Raw genomic sequence first — 19,132 nt, 5'->3', positions numbered from 1 at the left:
GCATTAAAAGCCCTGAAACTTACTGCGTTTACGCGTAACCTCTAACCAATGCAGTAAGTTATTATCATATCGTTTTAATCGTTGTTTTTGTTTCGACGTTAAATAATAAAATGGCGCGAATATAAAGTAGCCATGACCAATGATTACTACACAATTAAAACCATATTTAGAAAATTGTTTAATTTGTTTAGTTTTGTTTGGCTCAATATGAACATTACCAAACGCTGAGCTATAAAAAATACCGTGACGACATATAGTCAGCTCATTTTTACTGCTCAATACCAAAAAAGTAATGACTAACGATGTAAGCATAAAAGCCAGCAAAAGTAGCTCATAGAGCGGATGCTTTTGGGATGTCGCTTTTAGAATAGACAATGTTAAAACAGCTAAAGTCACGAGGATCGCAAGTGTGCTTTTCTCTGAACTCTTCCTTAAATTCAATACGTTCATTCTCAGTCCTTGAGAGGCTTTTTTAATATAGTACTTCGCTACTTAGATAATACAATCTGCCGAACAAATGAAAGTAAACGCTGTTTTTAATGTTTTATTATTATTTTTTGCATTGTAATTTATTTAGCTTATTGAAATTGAATGAGATATTCAACGATGAAAGATATAAGAATATATGTAAAAGAGGGTGGTGTAATAACTCAAGGTATATATCTGCATTAAGGATACTGAGTCATTGAGAACGCCCGAATTATTCTTTGCGTATATTTACATGGAAATGCACGATGCGAATATATTATAGTTTTTAACTTTACATTACATTCTTAAAAAACTTTGTAATAGCAATGCCTTAAGTAATTTTTTAAAACTATATAAAGATCAGCAGGGGACCACATAACAAACCGCTGTAGACCTAGTAGAAACTTGCTTGTTAATATAGCCCACTCCTTTTGCCTCTATGCGAGATGGGGGTACATCGAAGAATATTCCCGCAAATTATTTTGACATTGGTATTCTTAAAATATAAACGGATATTATGAATGGAAATTTAGGAGCGCTTTTGTGAAAGGGGCTGCATTCATTCTTCTCATCGTTGTTGTTTTTGGTATTCTTAAACTCATTGCTCCGAAGATTGTGCCGTTTTTGCCGGAGTGGGCAAATGGACTTATTTTTCTCATTGTTTTTTTAGTTTTATGTTTTCAATTTGGGCGATTTATCTTTAAACACCGAAGAAAGGACGATTAGCTGTTTGTTTTAAAGCGTATAACAAACAATTTAAGCCGTCATTCGGTCGTTTCCACAGTGTGTTTTTGGCATCAATAGGATTAAGATATGGAAAACTATGTACTAGCTGGTTTGGGGTTACTGGTACTGTTCAATATATTGATTAGTTTAGTAATTTATAAAAGAAATGATTTTGAAACTTTTCAAAAAGTAGCACAAATAGTACTGGTTTGGTTACTCCCTGTCATAGGTGGAGCGGGAATCTTGATATTCTATAAAAGTATAGATAAACCAATCAGGAAACCAGAAAGCTTTGCAAAACGTTCTGAAGGCAATAGCTCCTGGCAAGATGAACCCTAATAAAGAGCTATGAGTAAAGGACTATTTAAATTAAATCCAAGCCATGAGCTCACGTGTTTAAAGCGAGCTCATTCCTAAATAACCTTATAAACCAAGTAAGATCTTATCTAAGTTTTGTTTTGATTTAGCAACGCTTTGTAGTGGGGTTAACCCGTTTGGATATTCTTCTTGCTCAAGCACTAACCATTTTGTGTTGCCGTGCGACTCTAAAGTATCGATGATGGCAGGCCAATCAATGTTGTTTTCGCCGATAATTGGGCTCATGTTGCTTCCCTCAATCGTACGTACTTTAATGTGCGTAGCAAGCGTGCGGTTAGGGTACTGTTTAATGAAGTAAATTGGATCTTTAGCTGCGTAATTAACCCAGCCAATATCTAACTGCAATGGCATGGTCTTGGGTGTGTTACTGGCAATATAATCCCAAAATGTAGCGTTATTAAATGCATTAAACTCTTTATTATGATTGTGAAAACCGATCTTCATATCAAAGCGGGTCGCATAATCACTGACTTTAGTAAGCTCTTTAACCAGAGATTTAACTCCTTCAGGGTGCCATGCTCTTTCATCCCAAGGTACATAAAGTGTAGTAACGCCAAGGGTCTTGTAAAACAGCAGGGTGCTATCAATAGTGTTTTCACTGAGTGCATCAAAGCCTATATGGGCACTACTGGCAACTAAGCCTAATTCACTGAGCTTTGCTTTTAAGGCTGCTGGATTATTTGAATATGGGCCAAAGTCTCCGGCAAACTCCACGCCGTCAAACCCCATTTCGGCAAGTGATTTAAGCGTACCATTAAAGTCATTTTTTAAGGTGTCTTTGACTGACCACAATTGCACACTCACTGGCAGTTTTGCGAATAATTGACCACTAAATACAAGGCTAATAATGAGCAATAAAATGCGGGTTTTAAACATACTTAAATCCTAAAAAAGCAGGGGAGTGACCCCCTGCATTAAATTGTGTTATTAAACAACACAAGGGGGAAAGTTAATCGGTATAGGCGTACTCGCTTAAACCAAGCTCAGCTAAAACCTGATCTAAATGGGCTTTTGCTTCATCAGAAGGACCAGGGTAATCACCTGCAATAGGCACATTACCAAGGTAACCAATGTCTTTACAGCCCTCTGGCGTACAGAAAAAGGCAGCAAGCACTAACTCTTTAAAGCGTAAAAAGGCTTTACCAATGCGCTGAAATTGCAGAGGTGTTTGCTCGTTTAAAAACGCAATATCGTCTAAAATCGCGCGATGTTGCTTTTCGTTAAGTGCAACAAATTGCTTTTTAAAACGAAGCTGTGCCTCATCGTTAAGCCACGCTAATGAATTTAAAATTTTAATTCTATCGCGTTGTTGGCCTTCATAAGGCGCGCTTACCCATTCATTAATAACGGCCGGTACTTGTAGCTCACTCGCTGAAGGAATAGCGCCTTCGCGCGGTACAATGTAATCAGCTAATAGTGCTACCAACGTAAGTTCGTCTGCGGTTAAGGTCAGTGGCCAAGGTGATTCTGGTGGCATCACCAAATTAGGATCTTGACCATAGCCTTTAGCGGTTACAGGCTTGATATCTAAATCAGGCCAATGCTCTTTTGCAGAGACTACGACGTCATCTTCTAGTGCTTTTGTGCAGCCAGCAGTTAAACCAATCGCCGAGCCCGCAGCTAATAGACCAAGCCATTTTAAAGACTCACGGCGGCTCATGTTCGAAACATAGTTATATGAGTCGTGTTCGTTACGATGATGCATAATTAAAGTACCCCGTTATCAATTTGTTGAGCAAGCCAAGTTGAATTACGCATTGCCAGTGTCATGATGGTGAGCGTACAGTTTTTATGAGGGTTAGAAGCAAATACACCCGCATCCATTACAAATAGGTTATTACAATCCCATGTTTGACCCCATTGATTGGTGACAGAGTCTTTCTTTGAGCTGCCCATTCGTGTGGTGCCCACTTCGTGAATGATTTCGCCACCTTTTGAAATTGCTTTTTCAGCAGGTGGGAGTTCGCCAACGGTCGCCCCCATGTTTTCTAGAATTTGCTTCGCAGTTTTTAAACCATGTTCGATTTGCTTTAATTCTTTGTCAGACCACTTAAAGTGGAACTTTGATACCGGAATACCCCATTTGTCTTTAACGTTTTCGTCAATTTCCATGTAGGTATCTTTGTTCGGTAACATCTCGCCACGCAGAGCAAAACCAACGTAAGAGCCATATGCATCACGAATTTGCTGTTTAAGGGCAGGGCCATAGCCTTGTTTATCACCCGATACACCCGAGCCTGGTTGTCTAAAGCCACCGCCAATTTCAAAGTGATAACCACGTGGGAAATCTAATTCATTGTTAGCTTGTGCTTGATGACCCCACCAAGGAATAAATAAGTGATTAGCGGTATGTCCATCTTCGTTATAACGTGGGCGACCTTTAAGTGCCGGAATTTGCGCACCTAACCATGCACCCGTCGAATCCATCAAGTTTCGACCTACTTGGCCACTTGAGTTAGCAAGGCCTTTAGGGTGCTTTTTATTCTTTGAATTTAATAAAATACGCGCTGATTCACAGGCGCTGGCGGCTAAGATAACCACATCGGCATCGATAGCATGCTCAGTTACAGTGTGTTTATCAACATAGGTGACGCCGGTGACTTTACCTTGCTCATCAACCTTGACTGATTTAACCATGGCATCGGTAATAACTTTTAAGTTGCCGGTGGCTTTTGCCATTGGCAGTAATGATGTCGTAGTTTGAAAAGCAGCACCAATTGAACAACCAGAGCCACAAGGTGTCGCATAAAAACAGGCCATGCGATCATCTTTAGGGCGAGTTAATACCGCGCGATGCATAGGCACTGCTTGAATGCCCATTTTCTTTGCAGAAGCGGCAATTAAAAGCTCAGGAACACGCGGCTTTGGTGGTGGCTGTAAAATACCCGGTGACGAATCAGGCATATCTTCATGGCCAGTATTGGTGCCACATACACCCACAAGTTCTTCGGTTTTATCGTACCAAGGTGCTAAGTCAGCGTATTCAAATGGCCAGTCGGCACCATGACCATCACGGCTTTTGCCTTTAAAATCGTGTTCACTAAAGCGTAATGAATAGCGGCCCCAGTGGTTAGTTCGACCACCTAACATACGTGCGCGCCACCAATAAAAGTCGCTTCCTTTGGCGCTGGTATAAGGCTCATCAGGTACTTGCCAGCCGCCATCAACGGTTGCGTCGTAAAAGCCAAAGTTTTTGTCTTTGTTACCTGCACCCATAAGTGGGGCTTCGTTGTTACGACGAAACATCGGGCTTTCTGTTTTCGGGTCATAATTACGGCCCGCTTCAAGTAATAACACCTTGTGACCAAGCTTGGTTAACGTGTATGCGGCCATTGCACCGCCAGCACCAGAGCCAACAACTAATACCTTATGTTTAAAATCAGACATCTTATAGCTCCTTGATTTTTATATTTTTAAACCACACTTTGTCACCATGGTCTTGAAGCCCGATATGACCTTGTTCAGCCGTTGCAAAGTTTTTCCAGGTTGCAAACTTACTGCCTTTTACAAGGGTGTTCCATGTTGTACTGCCAATCACAATGCTGGTGGTGCTAATACCGTTTTGCCAAACTTGTAAGTGGTTGTCTTGCATTTTAATGCGTACATGGTTCCAGCTATTTGCTGGTTTGTGCGCCGCAACTGGCGCTGCAAATAAATCGTAAATTGACCCTGCTAAGTGCGAGTCAATTTCGGTATCTGGGTGTTCTTCGTTATCGATAATTTGAATTTCAGGTGCATGAGAGTAAATCATCTGTCCGGTTTCATCAGCTAATACAAAAATACCGCTATTGCCTTTAGTAGAGATTTTCCAATCAATCTGTAATTCAAAGTTTTGGTACTGCTTTTTAGTAAGCAGGTCGCCACCACCTTTGGTTAATGTCATAGCGCCATCTTCAACGACCCATGCAGGATTTAAAGATTCGCTTTTAAAATTACGCCACTGCGACATATCTTTGCCGTCAAACAACAACTGCCAGCCAGCTTGCTTTTCTTGTTGTGTTAGCTGATTGTCAGCCGCATTAGCGAGTGCACAGCTACTAACGGTGAGCATTAAAGTCAGTGCTTTAAGAGATTTAAACATAGTGTTCCTCGACGATTTACTTGCTTAAGACGCACATTTTTCGGTGCGTTTGTTGTTATTAATTACTAAATGCAACCCAATGAATGCGACGATTAAAATAATTGGGAAGATCAGTAGGTTTTGTAATACAGCCTGTCCGGCTAAAATTTCAATTTGTTCAGCGCTTGCGCCACTTGCTTCTGCTGATGAGCGTGCCGTATCTATCCAGCTACCAATTACAGGGTTCCAGATGCTCATAGCAAACATGCCTGCACCGCCCATTAACGACATCCCCAGCGCTCCTGACTTTGGAATGTATTCAGCAACGCAGCCAAGCATGGTCGGCCAAAAGTAGGTGACGCCAAGTGCAAAAAGCATCGCTGCTAGATAAATCATGCTGCCCTCGGCTTGGCTTATCATAAAAATACCTAAGCTTGCACAAATGGCAGATCCAAGTAATACACCAGTAGGGTTGAGCTTATGCACAATGGGGCCTGCAAAGAAACGACCAACCGCCATTAGGCCAGTGATCAAGGCTAAGACCACCATAGGAGAGGCACCCGATGAACCTAAAATACGCTCAATCCATTGTTGTGTGCCAAATTCAGTGGTTGCGGTAAACGTCATACAGGCAACTAAAAAGATGTATAACGGCGTAAATAAGTGGCGAATATTGCTGCTGGTAGAGTGAGTACGCGTATCAAAGCGTGGAAATTGTGCTTTGATCAGCATAGCGCCATAGATAACCGTAGGAATTAAAATTAACGCTACTTGCCATTGCCAGTTTAAACCTGCTCCCGACATAAAATTCGACGCAAGTGCGCCAATCACAATGCCACCTGGGAACCAAACATGAAAACGGTTTAGCATAGTGGTGGTGTTTTTAGGGTACATTTCTGCAATTAGTGGGTTACAGCCAGCTTCAACAGCGCCGTTGGCAAAACCAATTAAAAAGGTAGAAACTAGTAAGCCCCAAAAACCATCAGCTGTTATTGTCAAAACAAGACCAAGTAAATGACAGATAAACGCTAACGCCACTAATTTTTTCGCGCCAATGGCATTATAAATAATACCGCCGACCATAGTCGCGACCGGAAAACCTAAAAATGCCATGGCATTAACCCAACCTAATTCGGTGTCGGTTAAGCCAAACTCACTGCCAAGTTGACCCAAAATACCAGCACGAATGGCAAAGGTCATAGAGGTCACAATCAGTGCTATACAGCAAAGCCGAAAGACAATGCGGTTATAATTATTGTTGTCCATATTGTGTGTCCTGTGTGTTCTATTGTTGTCGGTTTTATAAACCTAAAATTCGATTATTACGCTCAGTGTTTGTTGCGCCACTGGCAAAATCGTCAAAGGCTTTATCTGTTGGGTTTATTATGTGTGCTTTAATAAACTCAGCGCCTTCTCTTGCCCCATCTTCTGGGTGCTTTAAACAGCATTCCCATTCAAGTACAGCCCAACCATCAAAACCATATTGAGTTAACTTGCTGAAGATTTGCTTAAAATCTACTTGGCCATCACCTAAAGAACGAAAACGTCCTGGTCGGTCTTGCCAGTTTTGAAATCCGCCATAAACACCTGAGCGGCCATTTGCGATAAATTCGGCATCTTTGACATGAAACGCCTTAATGCGCGAATGATAAATATCGATAAACGCTAAATAGTCGAGCTGTTGCAATACAAAATGGCTCGGATCATAAAGAATATTAACGCGTGGGTGATTATTGGTTGCTGCTAAAAAGCGCTCAAATGTCACACCATCATGCAGGTCTTCACCCGGATGTAATTCATAACACACGTCCACGCCATGCTCGTCAAAGCAATCTAAAATGGGTAACCAGCGCTTAGCAAGTTCACTAAAGCCTTGTTCGACAAGTCCTTGTGGACGCTGTGGCCACGGGTAAAAGGTATGCCATAAAAAAGAACCCGAGAATGTCGCATGGGTTGTTAAGCCAAGGTTTTTACTTGCTTTAGCAGCAATCATCAGTTGCTCTGTTGCCCACTTTGTTCGCGCTGCAGGGTTGCCTTTTACATGCTCTGCGGCAAAGTTATCGAACATTTCATCGTAGGCAGGGTGAACAGCAATTAACTGGCCTTGCAAATGTGTTGATAACTCTGAAATTGTAAGTCCATACTCTGTGGCAATACCAGTGACTTCATCGCAGTAATGCTGGCTTTGAGCTGCTTTTTCTAAATCAAAAATAGTCGGGTTTGAGGTTGGCACTTGAATCGCTTTGTAACCTAAACCGCTTGCCCACTCACATAAACCACGAAAGCTATTGAAGGGGGCTTGATCTGAAATAAACTGCGCCAAAAATATTGCTGGCCCTTTGATTTTATTCATTCTTTTTTATCCAATCTGTAATTTGTGCCATTTAGTATCTTGCTTCGATGAAGCAACAACATGCTCAATAAACGCCATACCACGCACAGCCTCATTGATGCCAGGTACATCAAATGCTGAATTTGTTGCGTTATCGCCTTGATTAAATGCATGGATCTGCGCTGCAAAATTGCGGTAAATGTTGGCAAATGCTTCAAGGTAGCCTTCTGGGTGACCGGCAGGGGCGCGTAGGGCATTTTGCGTGTCAGGGTGTAATTCACCCACGCCTGCTCTAAGTAATGTTGCGGCTTGATTGTGGCCTCTTAGCCATAAGCTATTAGGCTCAAGTTGCGACCACTCAAGACTGGCTTTATCGCCATAAATACGCAGGCGTAAGTTGTTTTCATCGCCAATAGCAATTTGGCTTGCCAGTAAAACGCCTTTACAGCCATTGTTGAATCTAAGAAGCACAGTGCCATCATCATCGAGGGCTCGGCCTTCAACCACATGATTTAAATCGGCGCAAAGCTCGGTGATTTCGAGATCAGAGACATACTCGGCTAAGTTAGCTGCATGCACGCCAATGTCGCCCATACAACAACTAATGCCAGACTTACTGGTGTCTAAACGCCAGCTTGCTTGTTTTGAACCTTCGTCTTCGCTGTGCGCTAACCAGCCTTGAGTGTACTCAACAATGACTTTACGTATGGTGCCGAGCTCGCCTGCTTTTACGCGATGCTTGGCTTCTTTGACCATAGGGTAACCGGTGTAAGTGTGGGTTAAGCCATATAAAACCTGCTGTTTTGCAATAATGCTTTGTAATTGCTCTGCTTCTGCGAGAGTAAGCGTTGCAGGTTTATCTGAGAGCACATGAAAACCATGTTCAAGCGCCATTTTCGCGACCGGAAAATGTAAGTGGTTTGGGGTGACAATAGCCACAAAATCAATACGCTTATCAGCAGGTAATTTTGCTTCTTCGGCAAAAAGCGTTTGGTAACTGTCGTAGCAACGGCTGCTATCAAGCCCAAGTAGTTCGCCAGTTGCTTTACATTTGTTTGCGTCTGAACTGAATGCGCCTGCAACAAGCTCTATCATTCCGTCTAATCGCGCTGCAATTCGATGAATAGCGCCAATGAAGGCACCATCGCCACCGCCTACCATTGCCATGCGGATCTTAGCTTTGCTCATCTCAAGCGCTCCTAAATTTAAATAGCGTCTGCTACTGTTAATGTCATGTTATTGATAATAGGAAAGCTTAGCCAATAAGCGCTAATAAAAATTCGGTTGACAATGCAACAAAATCGGCGTTTAAAATATATAGGGCTGTTCTTTATTGAGACAAAATTAAGCGATGGATATTCAAGAAATAATAAAAAAAGCTGGCGTAAATCAGCTAATTGCTGCATTTGATTTACTGCCAGATATCCTCTTTTGGGTAAAAGACACAGATAGTAGAATCTTGCATTGTAATCAGCATTTTATTGAGCATCAGGGTTATAAAACACTGGAGCAAATATTGCTAAAAACAGACTTCGATTTTTCACCAAAGCACCTTGCGTTTCAGTACGTCAATGACGATAAACGGGTGATGGAAGGCTACATAGTAACTGACCGTTTAGAGCTGAACCAAACCCAACAAGGTGAGCTTGGTTGGTTTTCTACATCAAAGCATGCTTTAAAAGATCACGATGGCAATGTGATTGGCACTTACGGAGTAACCCGACATCTACAAAAAACCTCAAAAGCGCTTTCTCATGTAAGGGCAATTGAAGAGCCGGTAAAATTTATTCGCGAGCATTATCATCGTCAGATCAGCATTGATGAATTAGCAGAGCTTGCGCATTTGTCGGTAAGTGCTTTAGAGCGCCGCTTTAAAAAGCATTTAGCAAAAACACCTAATCAATTTATTAACGAAGTGCGTCTCGAAAATGCCCGCAAGCTACTGATTGAAACGCAACTGCCCATTTCACAAGTGGCCTACCAGTGTGGGTTTTCGGAGCCGAGTTACTTCAGCAAACAATTTCGGCGTTTGTTTGGTGAAATTCCCTCACAAATGCGCTCGCAATTAGGTAATTAAATTGCAGCTCTTGCCATTAAAATAGCCCCTTGCTCTGCACTGGCAAGGGCGGGGGTTAAATGCGCTTTACTGGCATCAGTTAAGTAAGGGGTGATGGCACTGGCAATGCCGCCCATCAAGGTGACGTTTTCAATACCTTGTTTTTCAAAGTAAGCGATATAGCGGCTAATGTATGCGCATGCTTCATTGATTAATTGCTGACAAAAAGCATCGTCAGAATGACTAAAAACAAGCGGCGCAAATTTGGCAAGCTCTGCAGGGCGCGCTGATATTAAACGCTGACTTAACGCTTGGCTTGAGTCGCAATTAAGCTGGGTGAGCAGGGCATCTACAGCCGCTGAACTTTGCGCAACACCATCCAGTACTGCAAATGCTTTTCGGCAAAGTTGTAAACCTAACCAACCACCACTGGCACCATCGCTCAGTAATAAACCATAACCCCCTAATTCGCTAAATTGGTTCTGCAGCTGGTAACCCGCACAAAAGCCCGTACCAAGAATAATCACCGCGCCATCATGGTGTTGATGAGCGCCTTTACAGGCAATCAGCATATCTGTTGACAGGGTAAACTTGGCAAAAGGGTGCTGCCACTTGGTCATAGCTTGGTAAGCTGAGTCGATATTAGCTCCGGCAAGCCCTGCATGCACATAAGTGTTTTTTAGCTCGCTTAAGGCAAGCCCTGCCTCATGAAAAGCATGTTCAGTCGCGTGGAGTATTGACTCTTGGCTTTGTTGGTAGCTGGTGGCCACGTTTGCCGAGCCACTTATAGCTTCGCTGAGTAGAGTGCCGTTTTCGTTTTCTAAACGGACTTTACACTTACTGCCACCGCCATCAATACCTAAAAAATACATTGCCATGCTTAATCCTTTGAAAGAAGCTTATTGATAGCCTCAGCATTAATTGCACCATTTTCGTTGTGCACGCATGAGTGTACATGCACAGCTGCCTTTGCTGAATGGTTTTTTATTAATTGCCAAAGTGTTGGCGCGTTTTCTAAAGTAACGCCACCACCGATAACAATTTCTATCTGATTAGCGCTGTGTGCTAAGTATGTGTTGAGCAGCTTGTAGCCATCTACAGCACTTTGACCGCTTTGCCATGGCGTGCCTGCTGTTAAGATGCGGTCAACGCCTAAGCTAATCAGTTTCTCAAGTGCGCTTAACGGGTTTGTAAGGGTATCGAATGCACGGTGAAAGGTCACCATCAGGCCATGCTGTTTGGCTGTGGCAACTAAAGAGCGGGTCACTTCTAAATCAAGTTCGCCGTGTTTAATTGCACCAAATACCACGCCATGCGCCCCCGCGTTCGCTGCCAGTGTAATTTGTTTTTGCATTAGGTTGCGACATTCAGCGCTAACAAAAAAGTTGCCTGCTTCGGGGCGTATCATCACCACTAACTCTGCACTATTAGTCAGGTTTTTCACCGCACAGTCAATCGCATTAACACTTGGTGTTAAGCCACCTAGGTGTAAATTACTGCACAATTCAAAGCGTTTCGCGCCTAAGTTACTAGCCATTGAAATGTTGTTAGCAAGCTGCTTTAAGCACCCTTCGTTTAGGCATACTTCAAGAAATTTACCATTATTCATGGGCGTGTTTTTACCATATCTATTACACCTATTTTTTAGTTACTCAATTTGTGAGTGATTAACAAATACATGGAATTTAAAATTATTATTTATTATCAATAATTTAAATGTTAGTTTGAGTTTGTTTTGCTGAGCCGATAAACTCAAAATCGCTGAGCTTAACTATAATTCAGAAAATATAAAAATGAATATAAAATATTCCTAACGCCGATTTTGTCATATCTCTCACCGAATTTTTATTATCACTTTTTGACCGCTCACCCTATTCTGAGTTTGAGTTTAACAAGCTGTTAACTACCGAAAATCAGTTTAAAAACCGACAACAATAAATCGTTTTTGCAGGGGCTAAAGGCTCTTAAACAAAAACAGAACACACAACTGGAGATAGGCATGGGCAATCAAACTGTAATAAAAACAAAAGGGCAAGGAAGGCATTTTAAGCGTAATGCAATTTTAATATCGCTACTGGCTGCAATTAATACAAGCTATGCAGCAGAGCAAGCTAATGATGATGTAGAAGTGATTGAAGTACGAGGTATTCGTTCTTCAACTGCAGAAAACTTAGCAATAAAACGACTTTCAACGGCGACAGTTGATGCAATCACCGCAGAGGATATTGGTAAGTTTCCTGATAAAAACGTCGCTGACTCATTGCAACGTGTATCGGGCGTTTTGATTGACCGCGACGGTGGCGAAGGTAGCCGCGTGAGTATTCGTGGTACGTCACCGGATTGGACTCTCACCCAATTAAACGGTAACTATATTGCTTCATCAGGTTCTGGTACTCCTACCCGTAGTTTTAATTACACGTTATTGCCTTCAAGCATGATCAAAAGTGTAGAAGTGTACAAAAGTGCTGAAGCACGCATCGATGAAGGTGGTATTGGTGGTACGGTTATTTTACACACCCGAAAACCGCTTGAGATGGAAGCAAATTCAGGGGCGTTAAGTGCAGAGGTGACTTACGATGATGTGTCTGAAGACACTAAGCCACAAGTCAACGTGCTGTATTCTTGGAAAAATGACGACGAAAACTTTGGTGTACTGGCCGGTTTTACTCGTCAAGATCGCACCGTAACAATCATCACTAACAACGCATCACACTGGCGTTTTCACTCAGATACCGTTGAAGGGGCAGAGCGCCCAGCGCTGGTAGACCAAGCCACTGGCGAAGTTTACAACAATGTATGGGCGCCTCGTGCGATGAGTGTTAATAACTCAAACCAAGACCGTACACGAGATGGTTATCAAGTCGCTGTGCAGTGGGCACCGAGTGACAGACTTGATTTAAACTTTAACTATTTTGGTGCCAAGTTAGGCTACGACCAAACAGGGCAAAGTATTACTTTTGCCGAGTGGAACGATAACCACAACCCGTATTACGGCATTGTACTTGATGGCGATACCGTGGTTGCCTACGGTAATGGCGATAATGGTTTACTTAATGATAATAACTGGGGTGATGCCGATGTAAATGACGGTGTGGCTGTTCGCCGTGGTTTGTTATCGCCGCAATTAACAGGGCGTGAGCGTTTTGGCGAGTCAAAATCAAACACCTATGATTTTGAAGGTACTTATTATGGCGACACTTACAGCATTACAGTAAAACTTGGTCATACTGAAGCTGAAGGCGGAACTTCAAAAGAAACCTACGCCAATATTGATGCACGTTTAGGCTCAGTAAACAGCTGGTTGTGGTCTATTGAAAACGGAAAACCAAGCTACGAAGTGTCGACTGATTTAGCCTCTGATAAAGAAGCATATCAATATTACGATTGGTTTGACTCATACTCATCTGAAAATGAAGACTCAGAAGATTACTTTCAAACAGATGTGAAATTTGACCTTGATGGCAGTTTTTTCACTCGTGTTTATGTGGGTGGTAAATACCGCGACCACGAAATTAAAGGCATTCGTAATGACTTTCGTTGGGATGACGGCATTGCTGATAACGGCGGTTACCGCGGTTACTTGCCAGGCACTGAGTGGTTCCATAATCCAGATTTTCACCCAGATGCGCCAACCTTAGTAAGCGACCATGTGGTTGATAACAGTGCGGGTGATACAGGCGCATTTAACTTCTTAGCGTTCGATTTCAGAGCGCTGGATGATTACTTAAAAGAAAACTTTAGTCAGACAGTGGTGCCAACACTTTCGGGTACCTATGCCCTAGAAGAAAAAATTTGGTCTGTTTACACCCAAGCGGATTTTGAATGGCAAGATTTCCGCGGTAATGTTGGTGTGCGTTATGTAAATACAGAGCTGAGCACCTTGACCTACGATGATGTTATAGGTCAAGACGATGACGACACGGATCCAAATGAGCGCAGTAGTGATGGCAGTGAAGTATTACCAAGCTTTAACCTTGCATGGGATGCAACTGAAGATCTAGTGGTGCGCTTTGCCGCAGCACGCACTATGGCAAGAGTGAGCTATTCAGACTTAAGCCAAGCAGAGTCATACGGTCCTCCAGTGAACATTAACTCGCCTGATTCATGGACAGGCCGTGGTAATGGTACCTCGGTAAACACAGGGCTTGAACCTATGTTATCTGACCAATTTGATTTAGGTATTGAATGGTATTACGGCGATGGCTCTGCACTGGGTGCCACGTTATTCTCAAAAGATATTTCTAACTTACCAATCTCGACAGTAGAAATTGTAGAGCGTGAACATGATTGTTGTAACGGCCCAATTGAGGTCGAAATGAACACCAAAGTGGGTGGGGGTGATGCAAAATCAGAAGGTTTAGAGCTGTTCTTCCAGCACTCGTTTGATAATGGTTTTGGTATTTTAACTAACTATACCTACACAGATACCAGCACCAGCGAAGTCTCGACAGACGGACAAAAAACAGAGGCCGAAATACCAGGCACCGCTAAGCACCAATATAATGTGTCGGTGTACTTTGAGAATGACGACTTTAGTGTTCGTGCGTCATATAACTGGAAAGATGACCGTGCCAACGGTATTCACCAAGGCTACAACTTATATACCAAAGACTATGGTCAGCTAGATGTGAATGCCTCGTATAACTTAACAGAGGATCTTTCGTTTACCGCGTCAGTGGTGAACTTAACAGAAGAAATAGAAGAAGGATATTGGAAACAAAGCAATCGCTTTACCTATAACCAATATTCAGGCCGCCGTTTTTACTTAGGCGCAAATTATAATTTCTAACCCAAGACATGTTGTTTGTTGCAACCTAAAAAGGTACTTTTATTAAAGTACCTTTTTCTTTTTTAAGACAATAATGATTGAATTTGTAAAAACAACGGAGCAAGACAAAGCCTATTTACTCGACTTAAGATTAAATACCATGGTTGAGCACTTAGAGAATCAAGGGTTATTTTTATCACTTGAGCAACATCAAGCAAGAGTGGCAGAGCATTTTGAGCACAGTCATTTAGTTTTAAATGATGGGCAATGTGTAGGCGCTGCAAAGTTCATCGTGAGTGACCAAGCTATCAGTTTGTTACAGCTACAAATTGAACCTAAAGAGCAGGGCAAGGGGTTAGGCACTAAGGTGTTAGATGCACTCAAAGCGCAAACAGCAGAGATTAATTTAACGGTGCTAAAAGCGAATCCAGCGTATGGATTATATCAACGGACAGGGTTTAAAACGCTAGGCGAAGACGACTATGAGTTTCATATGCAGTGGCAGAAATAAAAAAGGGCGCTGTTAAAAAACTAAGCGCCCAATTTTGACTATTTCTTTTCTTCGTCAGGTAAGGTGACGTTTAGCTCAAGTACTGCTAAGTCATCTTCGTTTTGATCAAACTGAACCTGAACTGCATCAGTGTTTACATTCACGTACTTACGAATAACATCAAGGATGTCTTGTTTTAGCTGTGGTAAGTAATCTGGTGTACCACGCTGTGAACGTTCGTGCGCGACAATGATCTGCAATCGCTCTTTTGCTAATGACGCACTGCTTTTCTTTTCTGAGCGGAAGTAGTCAAGTAAAGACACATTAACCTCCAAAAATCCGTTTGAATAAGCCTTTTTTCTCTACGTCTAAGAAACGAAAATCAACAGTTTCGCCTAATAAACGATTGATAGCATCTGTATACGCTTGGCCTGCATCCGATTCAGAATCTAAGATAACCGGTTGACCAGAGTTTGATGCACTAAGTACAGCTTGTGATTCTGGAATAACGCCCAGTAATTTAATCGCTAAGATTTCTTGTACGTCTTCTACTGAAAGCATTTCGCCTTTTTCAACACGCTCAGGATTATAACGTGTTAATAGTAGGTGTTCTTTTACGCTTTCTAGGCCTTCTTCAGCACGTTTTGACTTGCTGTGTAAAATACCAAGAATACGGTCAGAGTCACGTACTGATGATACTTCTGGGTTCGTTGTTACAATCGCTTCATCAGCGAAGTACATTGCCATCATTGCACCGGCTTCAATACCCGCTGGTGAATCACATACAATGTAATCAAAATCTTTTTTCAGCTCGTTAAGTACGCGCTCAACACCGTCACGGGTTAGGGCGTCTTTATCACGTGTTTGTGAGGCAGGTAAAATGTATAATTTATCGACGCGCTTATCTTTAATAAGTGCTTGATTTAGGTTTGATTCACCATTGATTACGTTTACGAAATCATAAACAACACGGCGTTCACAACCCATGATAAGGTCAAGATTACGCAGACCAATATCAAAGTCGATAATAACGGTTTTAAAGCCTTTAAGCGCTAAACCTGTGCCAATCGCAGCACTCGATGTGGTTTTACCAACACCACCTTTACCAGAAGTAACGACAATCACTTTTGCCATGAGATTTATCCTTTAACCAAAGCTGAAATTTCTAATGAATCATTTTTTTGTTGGATTTGTACTGCGCTGCCCCAGTGTTCACCCTGAAGAGAGTCGCTGATCCAATAACTACCATTAATTGAAACAAGTTCTGCTTCTAATTTTTGGCAAAATATATTTGCTTCGTTGTAACCTTTTGCCCCTGCAATTGCACGGCCGCGTAAGGTGCCATAAATATGCACATTACCATCGCTAATCACTTCGGCACCATGACTTACAGCGCCAATCACGATTAAATCGCGGTCTTTAGCATACACTTGTTGGCCCGAACGTACAGTGCCATGAATAACTTGCGCAGGCAGGTGAACGGTTTTTTCAACGATAGATGTATTTGTTTGTTGTTTAGCGGTCGCACCCTTAACGTCTTGTGAATAATTTAACACCGACAGGCCCGCAGCTTTTGCGATTTCGTTTTGCTCTTGAGAGCCATTACAAACCCCAACCGGGTTTAACGAAAGACCACTTAACATTGATTTTAAGAAAGAGAAATCAAGCGCTTCATCTTGTACGTCGCTTAAGTTGATTACGATAGGCGCACCGGCAAAGAACTTAGGTGCTTGGGCGATTTTCTCATCTAACTGCTTACTTAAAAGGGCTGTATCTGCTGAAAATAAATGTAAAACAGATAACGTAAAAAGGTTCCCTTTTAATTCAAAAATTTGTTCCGACATACACGCTCAATTGAATTGTCTGGATTAGCATTATTTAAGTATAAACACAGGCTGAACAAGGCATATACAGTAAAAATCTAATCTATTTTTTCTAACTTATTATATGACTCATGTTATAGTGTGCGCCTTCGTTAAGCAAGATATTATAGGGTCATAATGCTAACTGCGGTGTATAAAAGTATTAAAAAAGCGGATACATACCTTTTTGTAGAAAAAAGAGATGATTTCTCTCGCGTACCTGAACCTTTACTAGAAACGTTCGGTCAACCTAAGTATGTGATGATCATCAATCTAGCAAGCCGTGAAAAGTTAGGCGTGGCAGATTTAGAAACGGTTAAGCAAGCGTTAATTGATAAAGGCTTTTACTTGCAATTACCTCCGCCGGAAGAAAATCTGTTAACCCAATTTAAAAAAGACAAGGGAGTTGAGAGTGATTAAAAAACTTGCCGTTATTTTACTCAGTGCTTCATTAAGCACTTCAGTATTGGCAGAAGAAAAGACACAAGCTGATTTTGACGTTTACGTTGCTGCATTAAAAAAAGAAGCGATTGAAAAGGGCTATGATCAAGCACTTATCGACCAAGCATTCGCAACGGCTAAATTTAAAAAGAAAGTTATTTCAGCAGATAAAAATCAGCCAGAAGTAAAAGAAACCCTCGAAACCTATTTACCTAAACGTGTGCCGCAATGGAAAATTGACCGCGCCCGTAAATTATACAAAGAACACCAAGACGTACTTGAAAAAGTAGCCAAAGAATACGGCGTTCAAGCGCGTTTTATTGTGGCACTTTGGGGCCTTGAAAGTAACTTCGGTAAAATCCAAGGTGGTCATAGTGTAATTGCATCATTAGTCACACTTGCTTTTGATGGTCGCCGCGAAACCATGTACAAAAACCAACTTTGGGCAGCGCTTGATATCTTAAAAGAGGGCCACATTACCCTTGATAAGTTCAAAGGCTCATGGGCTGGTGCAATGGGTCAAACACAGTTCATGCCAACGTCGTTTAACTCATATGCAGTAGATTACAACGGCGATGGTCGTAAAGACATTTGGACCACAGAAGAAGACGCTTTTGCCTCAATTGCTAATTACCTTAAGCAAGAAGGTTGGAACGATGATTTAACCTGGGGTCGCCAAGTTAAATTACCTGAAGGCTTTGATAACGCAAACATTCTTAAGCGTGGCACTAAAACCCGCAGTCAATGGCTAGAGTATTGGAAAAACTCAGAGCGCAGCCTTGCAGACTGGCAAGCTCTTGGTGTGCGTAAAATGGATGGCAGCGACTTACCAAATGTGGACATAACCGCCGCAATGGTAATGCCAGATGATACCAATGGTCGTATGTACCTAGCCTACGATAACTACAAAGCACTTATGCACTGGAATCGTTCGTATTACTTTGCAACCAGTGTTGGTTACTTATCAGATCGCATCGGTTACCCAGCGATTAAGTAATCGAGTAATAAAAGTTAGCAAGTATCAAGGGTAAAGCGATAAGTTTTACCCGAGCAACTTGCTAACTTTACTCTTGTAACTTGTAACTTATTCGGCGTAAAAACGCCTCCTACAAACTTTACTCTTGTAACTCGAAACTTTCCCCTCAATCGCGCTAAAGCTCGACCTACAAGAGAGCGCGCGAAACAAGTTTCACGCCTACGATAGAAAACATTAGGCGCTAGGATTTAGGCTCTGGGACGCGATATTAAATCGCTGCTACATGTTCGGCGTTAAAACGCCTCCTACAAACTTTACTCTTGTAACTCGAAACTTTCCCCTCAATCGCGCTAAAGCTCGACCTACAAGAGAGCGCGCGAAACAAGTTTCACGCCTACGATAGAAAACATTAGGCGCTAGGATTTAGGCTCTGGGACGCGATATGAAATCGCTACTACATGTTCGGCGTTAAAACGCCTCCTACACCAAGAGGTGATATTGATGTAGGTCGTCATTTATGGCGACAATATTTTGAACATTATTTCGTAGGAACGGCTTCAGCCGTGAACCTCAAA

At 42.1% G+C, this 19,132-nt stretch carries 19 protein-coding genes; 6 read left to right on the top strand and 13 right to left on the bottom strand.

Going from position 1 to position 19,132, the window contains the following annotated elements:
* Nucleotides 1-3: 3 nt before the first annotated feature.
* Nucleotides 4-450, bottom strand: a complete 447-nt coding sequence (locus tag NH153_RS20705; protein ID WP_063707452.1) for a hypothetical protein — start codon at nt 448-450, stop codon at nt 4-6.
* Between the two features lie 831 nt (nt 451-1,281).
* On the opposite strand from NH153_RS20705, the gene NH153_RS20695 reads away from it, so the two are divergent.
* On the top strand, nt 1,282-1,533 hold the full coding sequence (locus tag NH153_RS20695; protein WP_063707448.1) for a hypothetical protein: 252 nt from the start codon (nt 1,282-1,284) through the stop codon (nt 1,531-1,533).
* A gap of 84 nt (nt 1,534-1,617) precedes the next feature.
* Here NH153_RS20695 and NH153_RS20690 read toward each other — a convergent pair whose 3' ends face one another.
* From NH153_RS20690 to NH153_RS20660, 7 genes are all read right to left on the bottom strand, one after another.
* Nucleotides 1,618-2,448 carry a sugar phosphate isomerase/epimerase family protein gene (locus NH153_RS20690; protein ID WP_063707446.1) on the bottom strand — a complete coding sequence of 277 codons (831 nt, stop codon included), beginning with the start codon at nt 2,446-2,448 and terminating at the stop codon, nt 1,618-1,620.
* 73 nt (nt 2,449-2,521) lie between these two features.
* Nucleotides 2,522-3,277 (bottom strand): gluconate 2-dehydrogenase subunit 3 family protein, encoded by a 756-nt coding sequence (locus NH153_RS20685; RefSeq protein WP_063707444.1) that lies wholly within the window; start codon nt 3,275-3,277, stop codon nt 2,522-2,524.
* A 2-nt stretch (nt 3,278-3,279) separates the two neighbouring features.
* Nucleotides 3,280-4,959, bottom strand: coding sequence for a GMC family oxidoreductase (locus NH153_RS20680; RefSeq protein ID WP_063707442.1), 1,680 nt, complete (start codon nt 4,957-4,959; stop codon nt 3,280-3,282).
* Nucleotide 4,960: 1 nt separating this feature from the next.
* Complete coding sequence (locus NH153_RS20675) at nt 4,961-5,653, bottom strand: 3-keto-disaccharide hydrolase (RefSeq protein WP_054552038.1); 693 nt, start codon at nt 5,651-5,653, stop codon at nt 4,961-4,963.
* Between the two features lie 24 nt (nt 5,654-5,677).
* Entirely contained in the window at nt 5,678-6,898 is a 1,221-nt protein-coding gene (locus tag NH153_RS20670; RefSeq protein ID WP_063707441.1) for an MFS transporter, read from the bottom strand.
* A 34-nt stretch (nt 6,899-6,932) separates the two neighbouring features.
* Entirely contained in the window at nt 6,933-7,985 is a 1,053-nt protein-coding gene (locus NH153_RS20665; RefSeq protein ID WP_063707437.1) for a sugar phosphate isomerase/epimerase family protein, read from the bottom strand.
* A gap of 6 nt (nt 7,986-7,991) precedes the next feature.
* The gene (locus tag NH153_RS20660; protein ID WP_063707436.1) at nt 7,992-9,152 is read right to left on the bottom strand and encodes a Gfo/Idh/MocA family protein; all 1,161 of its coding nucleotides are present in this window, start codon (nt 9,150-9,152) and stop codon (nt 7,992-7,994) included.
* Between the two features lie 163 nt (nt 9,153-9,315).
* Between NH153_RS20660 and NH153_RS20655 the strand changes: the two genes are divergently transcribed.
* The gene (locus NH153_RS20655; protein WP_063707435.1) at nt 9,316-10,041 is read left to right on the top strand and encodes an AraC family transcriptional regulator; all 726 of its coding nucleotides are present in this window, start codon (nt 9,316-9,318) and stop codon (nt 10,039-10,041) included.
* Here the strand turns inward: NH153_RS20655 and NH153_RS20650 are convergent.
* Together NH153_RS20650 and NH153_RS20645 are read right to left on the bottom strand one after the other, a co-directional pair.
* On the bottom strand, nt 10,038-10,898 hold the full coding sequence (locus tag NH153_RS20650) for a glucosamine kinase nucleotide-binding domain-containing protein (protein ID WP_063707434.1): 861 nt from the start codon (nt 10,896-10,898) through the stop codon (nt 10,038-10,040). The genes NH153_RS20655 and NH153_RS20650 overlap by 4 nt on opposite strands.
* A gap of 2 nt (nt 10,899-10,900) precedes the next feature.
* Nucleotides 10,901-11,629 carry a copper homeostasis protein CutC gene (locus tag NH153_RS20645; protein WP_063707433.1) on the bottom strand — a complete coding sequence of 243 codons (729 nt, stop codon included), beginning with the start codon at nt 11,627-11,629 and terminating at the stop codon, nt 10,901-10,903.
* Nucleotides 11,630-12,019: 390 nt separating this feature from the next.
* Between NH153_RS20645 and NH153_RS20640 the strand changes: the two genes are divergently transcribed.
* Together NH153_RS20640 and NH153_RS20635 are read left to right on the top strand one after the other, a co-directional pair.
* Entirely contained in the window at nt 12,020-14,809 is a 2,790-nt protein-coding gene (locus NH153_RS20640; protein ID WP_063707430.1) for a TonB-dependent receptor, read from the top strand.
* Nucleotides 14,810-14,882: 73 nt separating this feature from the next.
* Nucleotides 14,883-15,299 carry a GNAT family N-acetyltransferase gene (locus NH153_RS20635; RefSeq protein WP_063707428.1) on the top strand — a complete coding sequence of 139 codons (417 nt, stop codon included), beginning with the start codon at nt 14,883-14,885 and terminating at the stop codon, nt 15,297-15,299.
* A 38-nt stretch (nt 15,300-15,337) separates the two neighbouring features.
* Here NH153_RS20635 and minE read toward each other — a convergent pair whose 3' ends face one another.
* From minE to minC, 3 genes are read right to left on the bottom strand one after another with little or no spacing between them, the layout of a single operon-like run.
* On the bottom strand, nt 15,338-15,601 hold the full coding sequence (minE, locus tag NH153_RS20630; protein ID WP_054552047.1) for a cell division topological specificity factor MinE: 264 nt from the start codon (nt 15,599-15,601) through the stop codon (nt 15,338-15,340).
* A 1-nt stretch (nt 15,602) separates the two neighbouring features.
* The gene (gene minD, locus NH153_RS20625) at nt 15,603-16,412 is read right to left on the bottom strand and encodes a septum site-determining protein MinD (protein WP_063707427.1); all 810 of its coding nucleotides are present in this window, start codon (nt 16,410-16,412) and stop codon (nt 15,603-15,605) included.
* Between the two features lie 5 nt (nt 16,413-16,417).
* The gene (minC, locus tag NH153_RS20620) at nt 16,418-17,122 is read right to left on the bottom strand and encodes a septum site-determining protein MinC (protein WP_063707426.1); all 705 of its coding nucleotides are present in this window, start codon (nt 17,120-17,122) and stop codon (nt 16,418-16,420) included.
* 156 nt (nt 17,123-17,278) lie between these two features.
* Between minC and NH153_RS20615 the strand changes: the two genes are divergently transcribed.
* Both NH153_RS20615 and NH153_RS20610 read left to right on the top strand, forming a co-directional pair.
* Nucleotides 17,279-17,560, top strand: coding sequence for a YcgL domain-containing protein (locus tag NH153_RS20615; protein WP_063707425.1), 282 nt, complete (start codon nt 17,279-17,281; stop codon nt 17,558-17,560).
* Entirely contained in the window at nt 17,553-18,578 is a 1,026-nt protein-coding gene (locus tag NH153_RS20610; RefSeq protein ID WP_063707424.1) for a lytic murein transglycosylase, read from the top strand. The genes NH153_RS20615 and NH153_RS20610 overlap by 8 nt, the downstream gene beginning before the upstream one ends.
* The last annotated feature ends 554 nt before the right edge of the window (nt 18,579-19,132 follow it).

The organism is Pseudoalteromonas gelatinilytica (genome assembly GCF_001641615.1).
In the GTDB taxonomy this organism is placed as follows: Bacteria; Pseudomonadota; Gammaproteobacteria; order Enterobacterales; family Alteromonadaceae; genus Pseudoalteromonas; species Pseudoalteromonas gelatinilytica.
The sequence above is the reverse complement of the archived record's forward strand: the minus strand, read 5'-3'. Positions and strand labels throughout refer to the sequence as shown.

Excerpts from the sequence above, each read along its gene's own strand:
- NH153_RS20660 (WP_063707436.1), bottom strand. The coding sequence starts at position 9,152 with ATGAGCAAAGCTAAGATCCGCATGGCAATGGTAGGCGGTGGCGATGGT.
- NH153_RS20685 (WP_063707444.1), bottom strand. The coding sequence starts at position 3,277 with ATGCATCATCGTAACGAACACGACTCATATAACTATGTTTCGAACATG.
- minC (WP_063707426.1), bottom strand. The coding sequence starts at position 17,122 with ATGTCGGAACAAATTTTTGAATTAAAAGGGAACCTTTTTACGTTATCT.
- NH153_RS20640 (WP_063707430.1), top strand. The coding sequence starts at position 12,020 with ATGGGCAATCAAACTGTAATAAAAACAAAAGGGCAAGGAAGGCATTTT.
- NH153_RS20670 (WP_063707441.1), bottom strand. The coding sequence starts at position 6,898 with ATGGACAACAATAATTATAACCGCATTGTCTTTCGGCTTTGCTGTATA.
- NH153_RS20680 (WP_063707442.1), bottom strand. The coding sequence starts at position 4,959 with ATGTCTGATTTTAAACATAAGGTATTAGTTGTTGGCTCTGGTGCTGGC.
- NH153_RS20705 (WP_063707452.1), bottom strand. The coding sequence starts at position 450 with ATGAACGTATTGAATTTAAGGAAGAGTTCAGAGAAAAGCACACTTGCG.
- NH153_RS20655 (WP_063707435.1), top strand. The coding sequence starts at position 9,316 with ATGGATATTCAAGAAATAATAAAAAAAGCTGGCGTAAATCAGCTAATT.
- NH153_RS20690 (WP_063707446.1), bottom strand. The coding sequence starts at position 2,448 with ATGTTTAAAACCCGCATTTTATTGCTCATTATTAGCCTTGTATTTAGT.
- minD (WP_063707427.1), bottom strand. The coding sequence starts at position 16,412 with ATGGCAAAAGTGATTGTCGTTACTTCTGGTAAAGGTGGTGTTGGTAAA.
- NH153_RS20645 (WP_063707433.1), bottom strand. The coding sequence starts at position 11,629 with ATGAATAATGGTAAATTTCTTGAAGTATGCCTAAACGAAGGGTGCTTA.
- NH153_RS20615 (WP_063707425.1), top strand. The coding sequence starts at position 17,279 with ATGCTAACTGCGGTGTATAAAAGTATTAAAAAAGCGGATACATACCTT.
- NH153_RS20675 (WP_054552038.1), bottom strand. The coding sequence starts at position 5,653 with ATGTTTAAATCTCTTAAAGCACTGACTTTAATGCTCACCGTTAGTAGC.
- NH153_RS20665 (WP_063707437.1), bottom strand. The coding sequence starts at position 7,985 with ATGAATAAAATCAAAGGGCCAGCAATATTTTTGGCGCAGTTTATTTCA.
- NH153_RS20635 (WP_063707428.1), top strand. The coding sequence starts at position 14,883 with ATGATTGAATTTGTAAAAACAACGGAGCAAGACAAAGCCTATTTACTC.
- NH153_RS20650 (WP_063707434.1), bottom strand. The coding sequence starts at position 10,898 with ATGGCAATGTATTTTTTAGGTATTGATGGCGGTGGCAGTAAGTGTAAA.
- NH153_RS20695 (WP_063707448.1), top strand. The coding sequence starts at position 1,282 with ATGGAAAACTATGTACTAGCTGGTTTGGGGTTACTGGTACTGTTCAAT.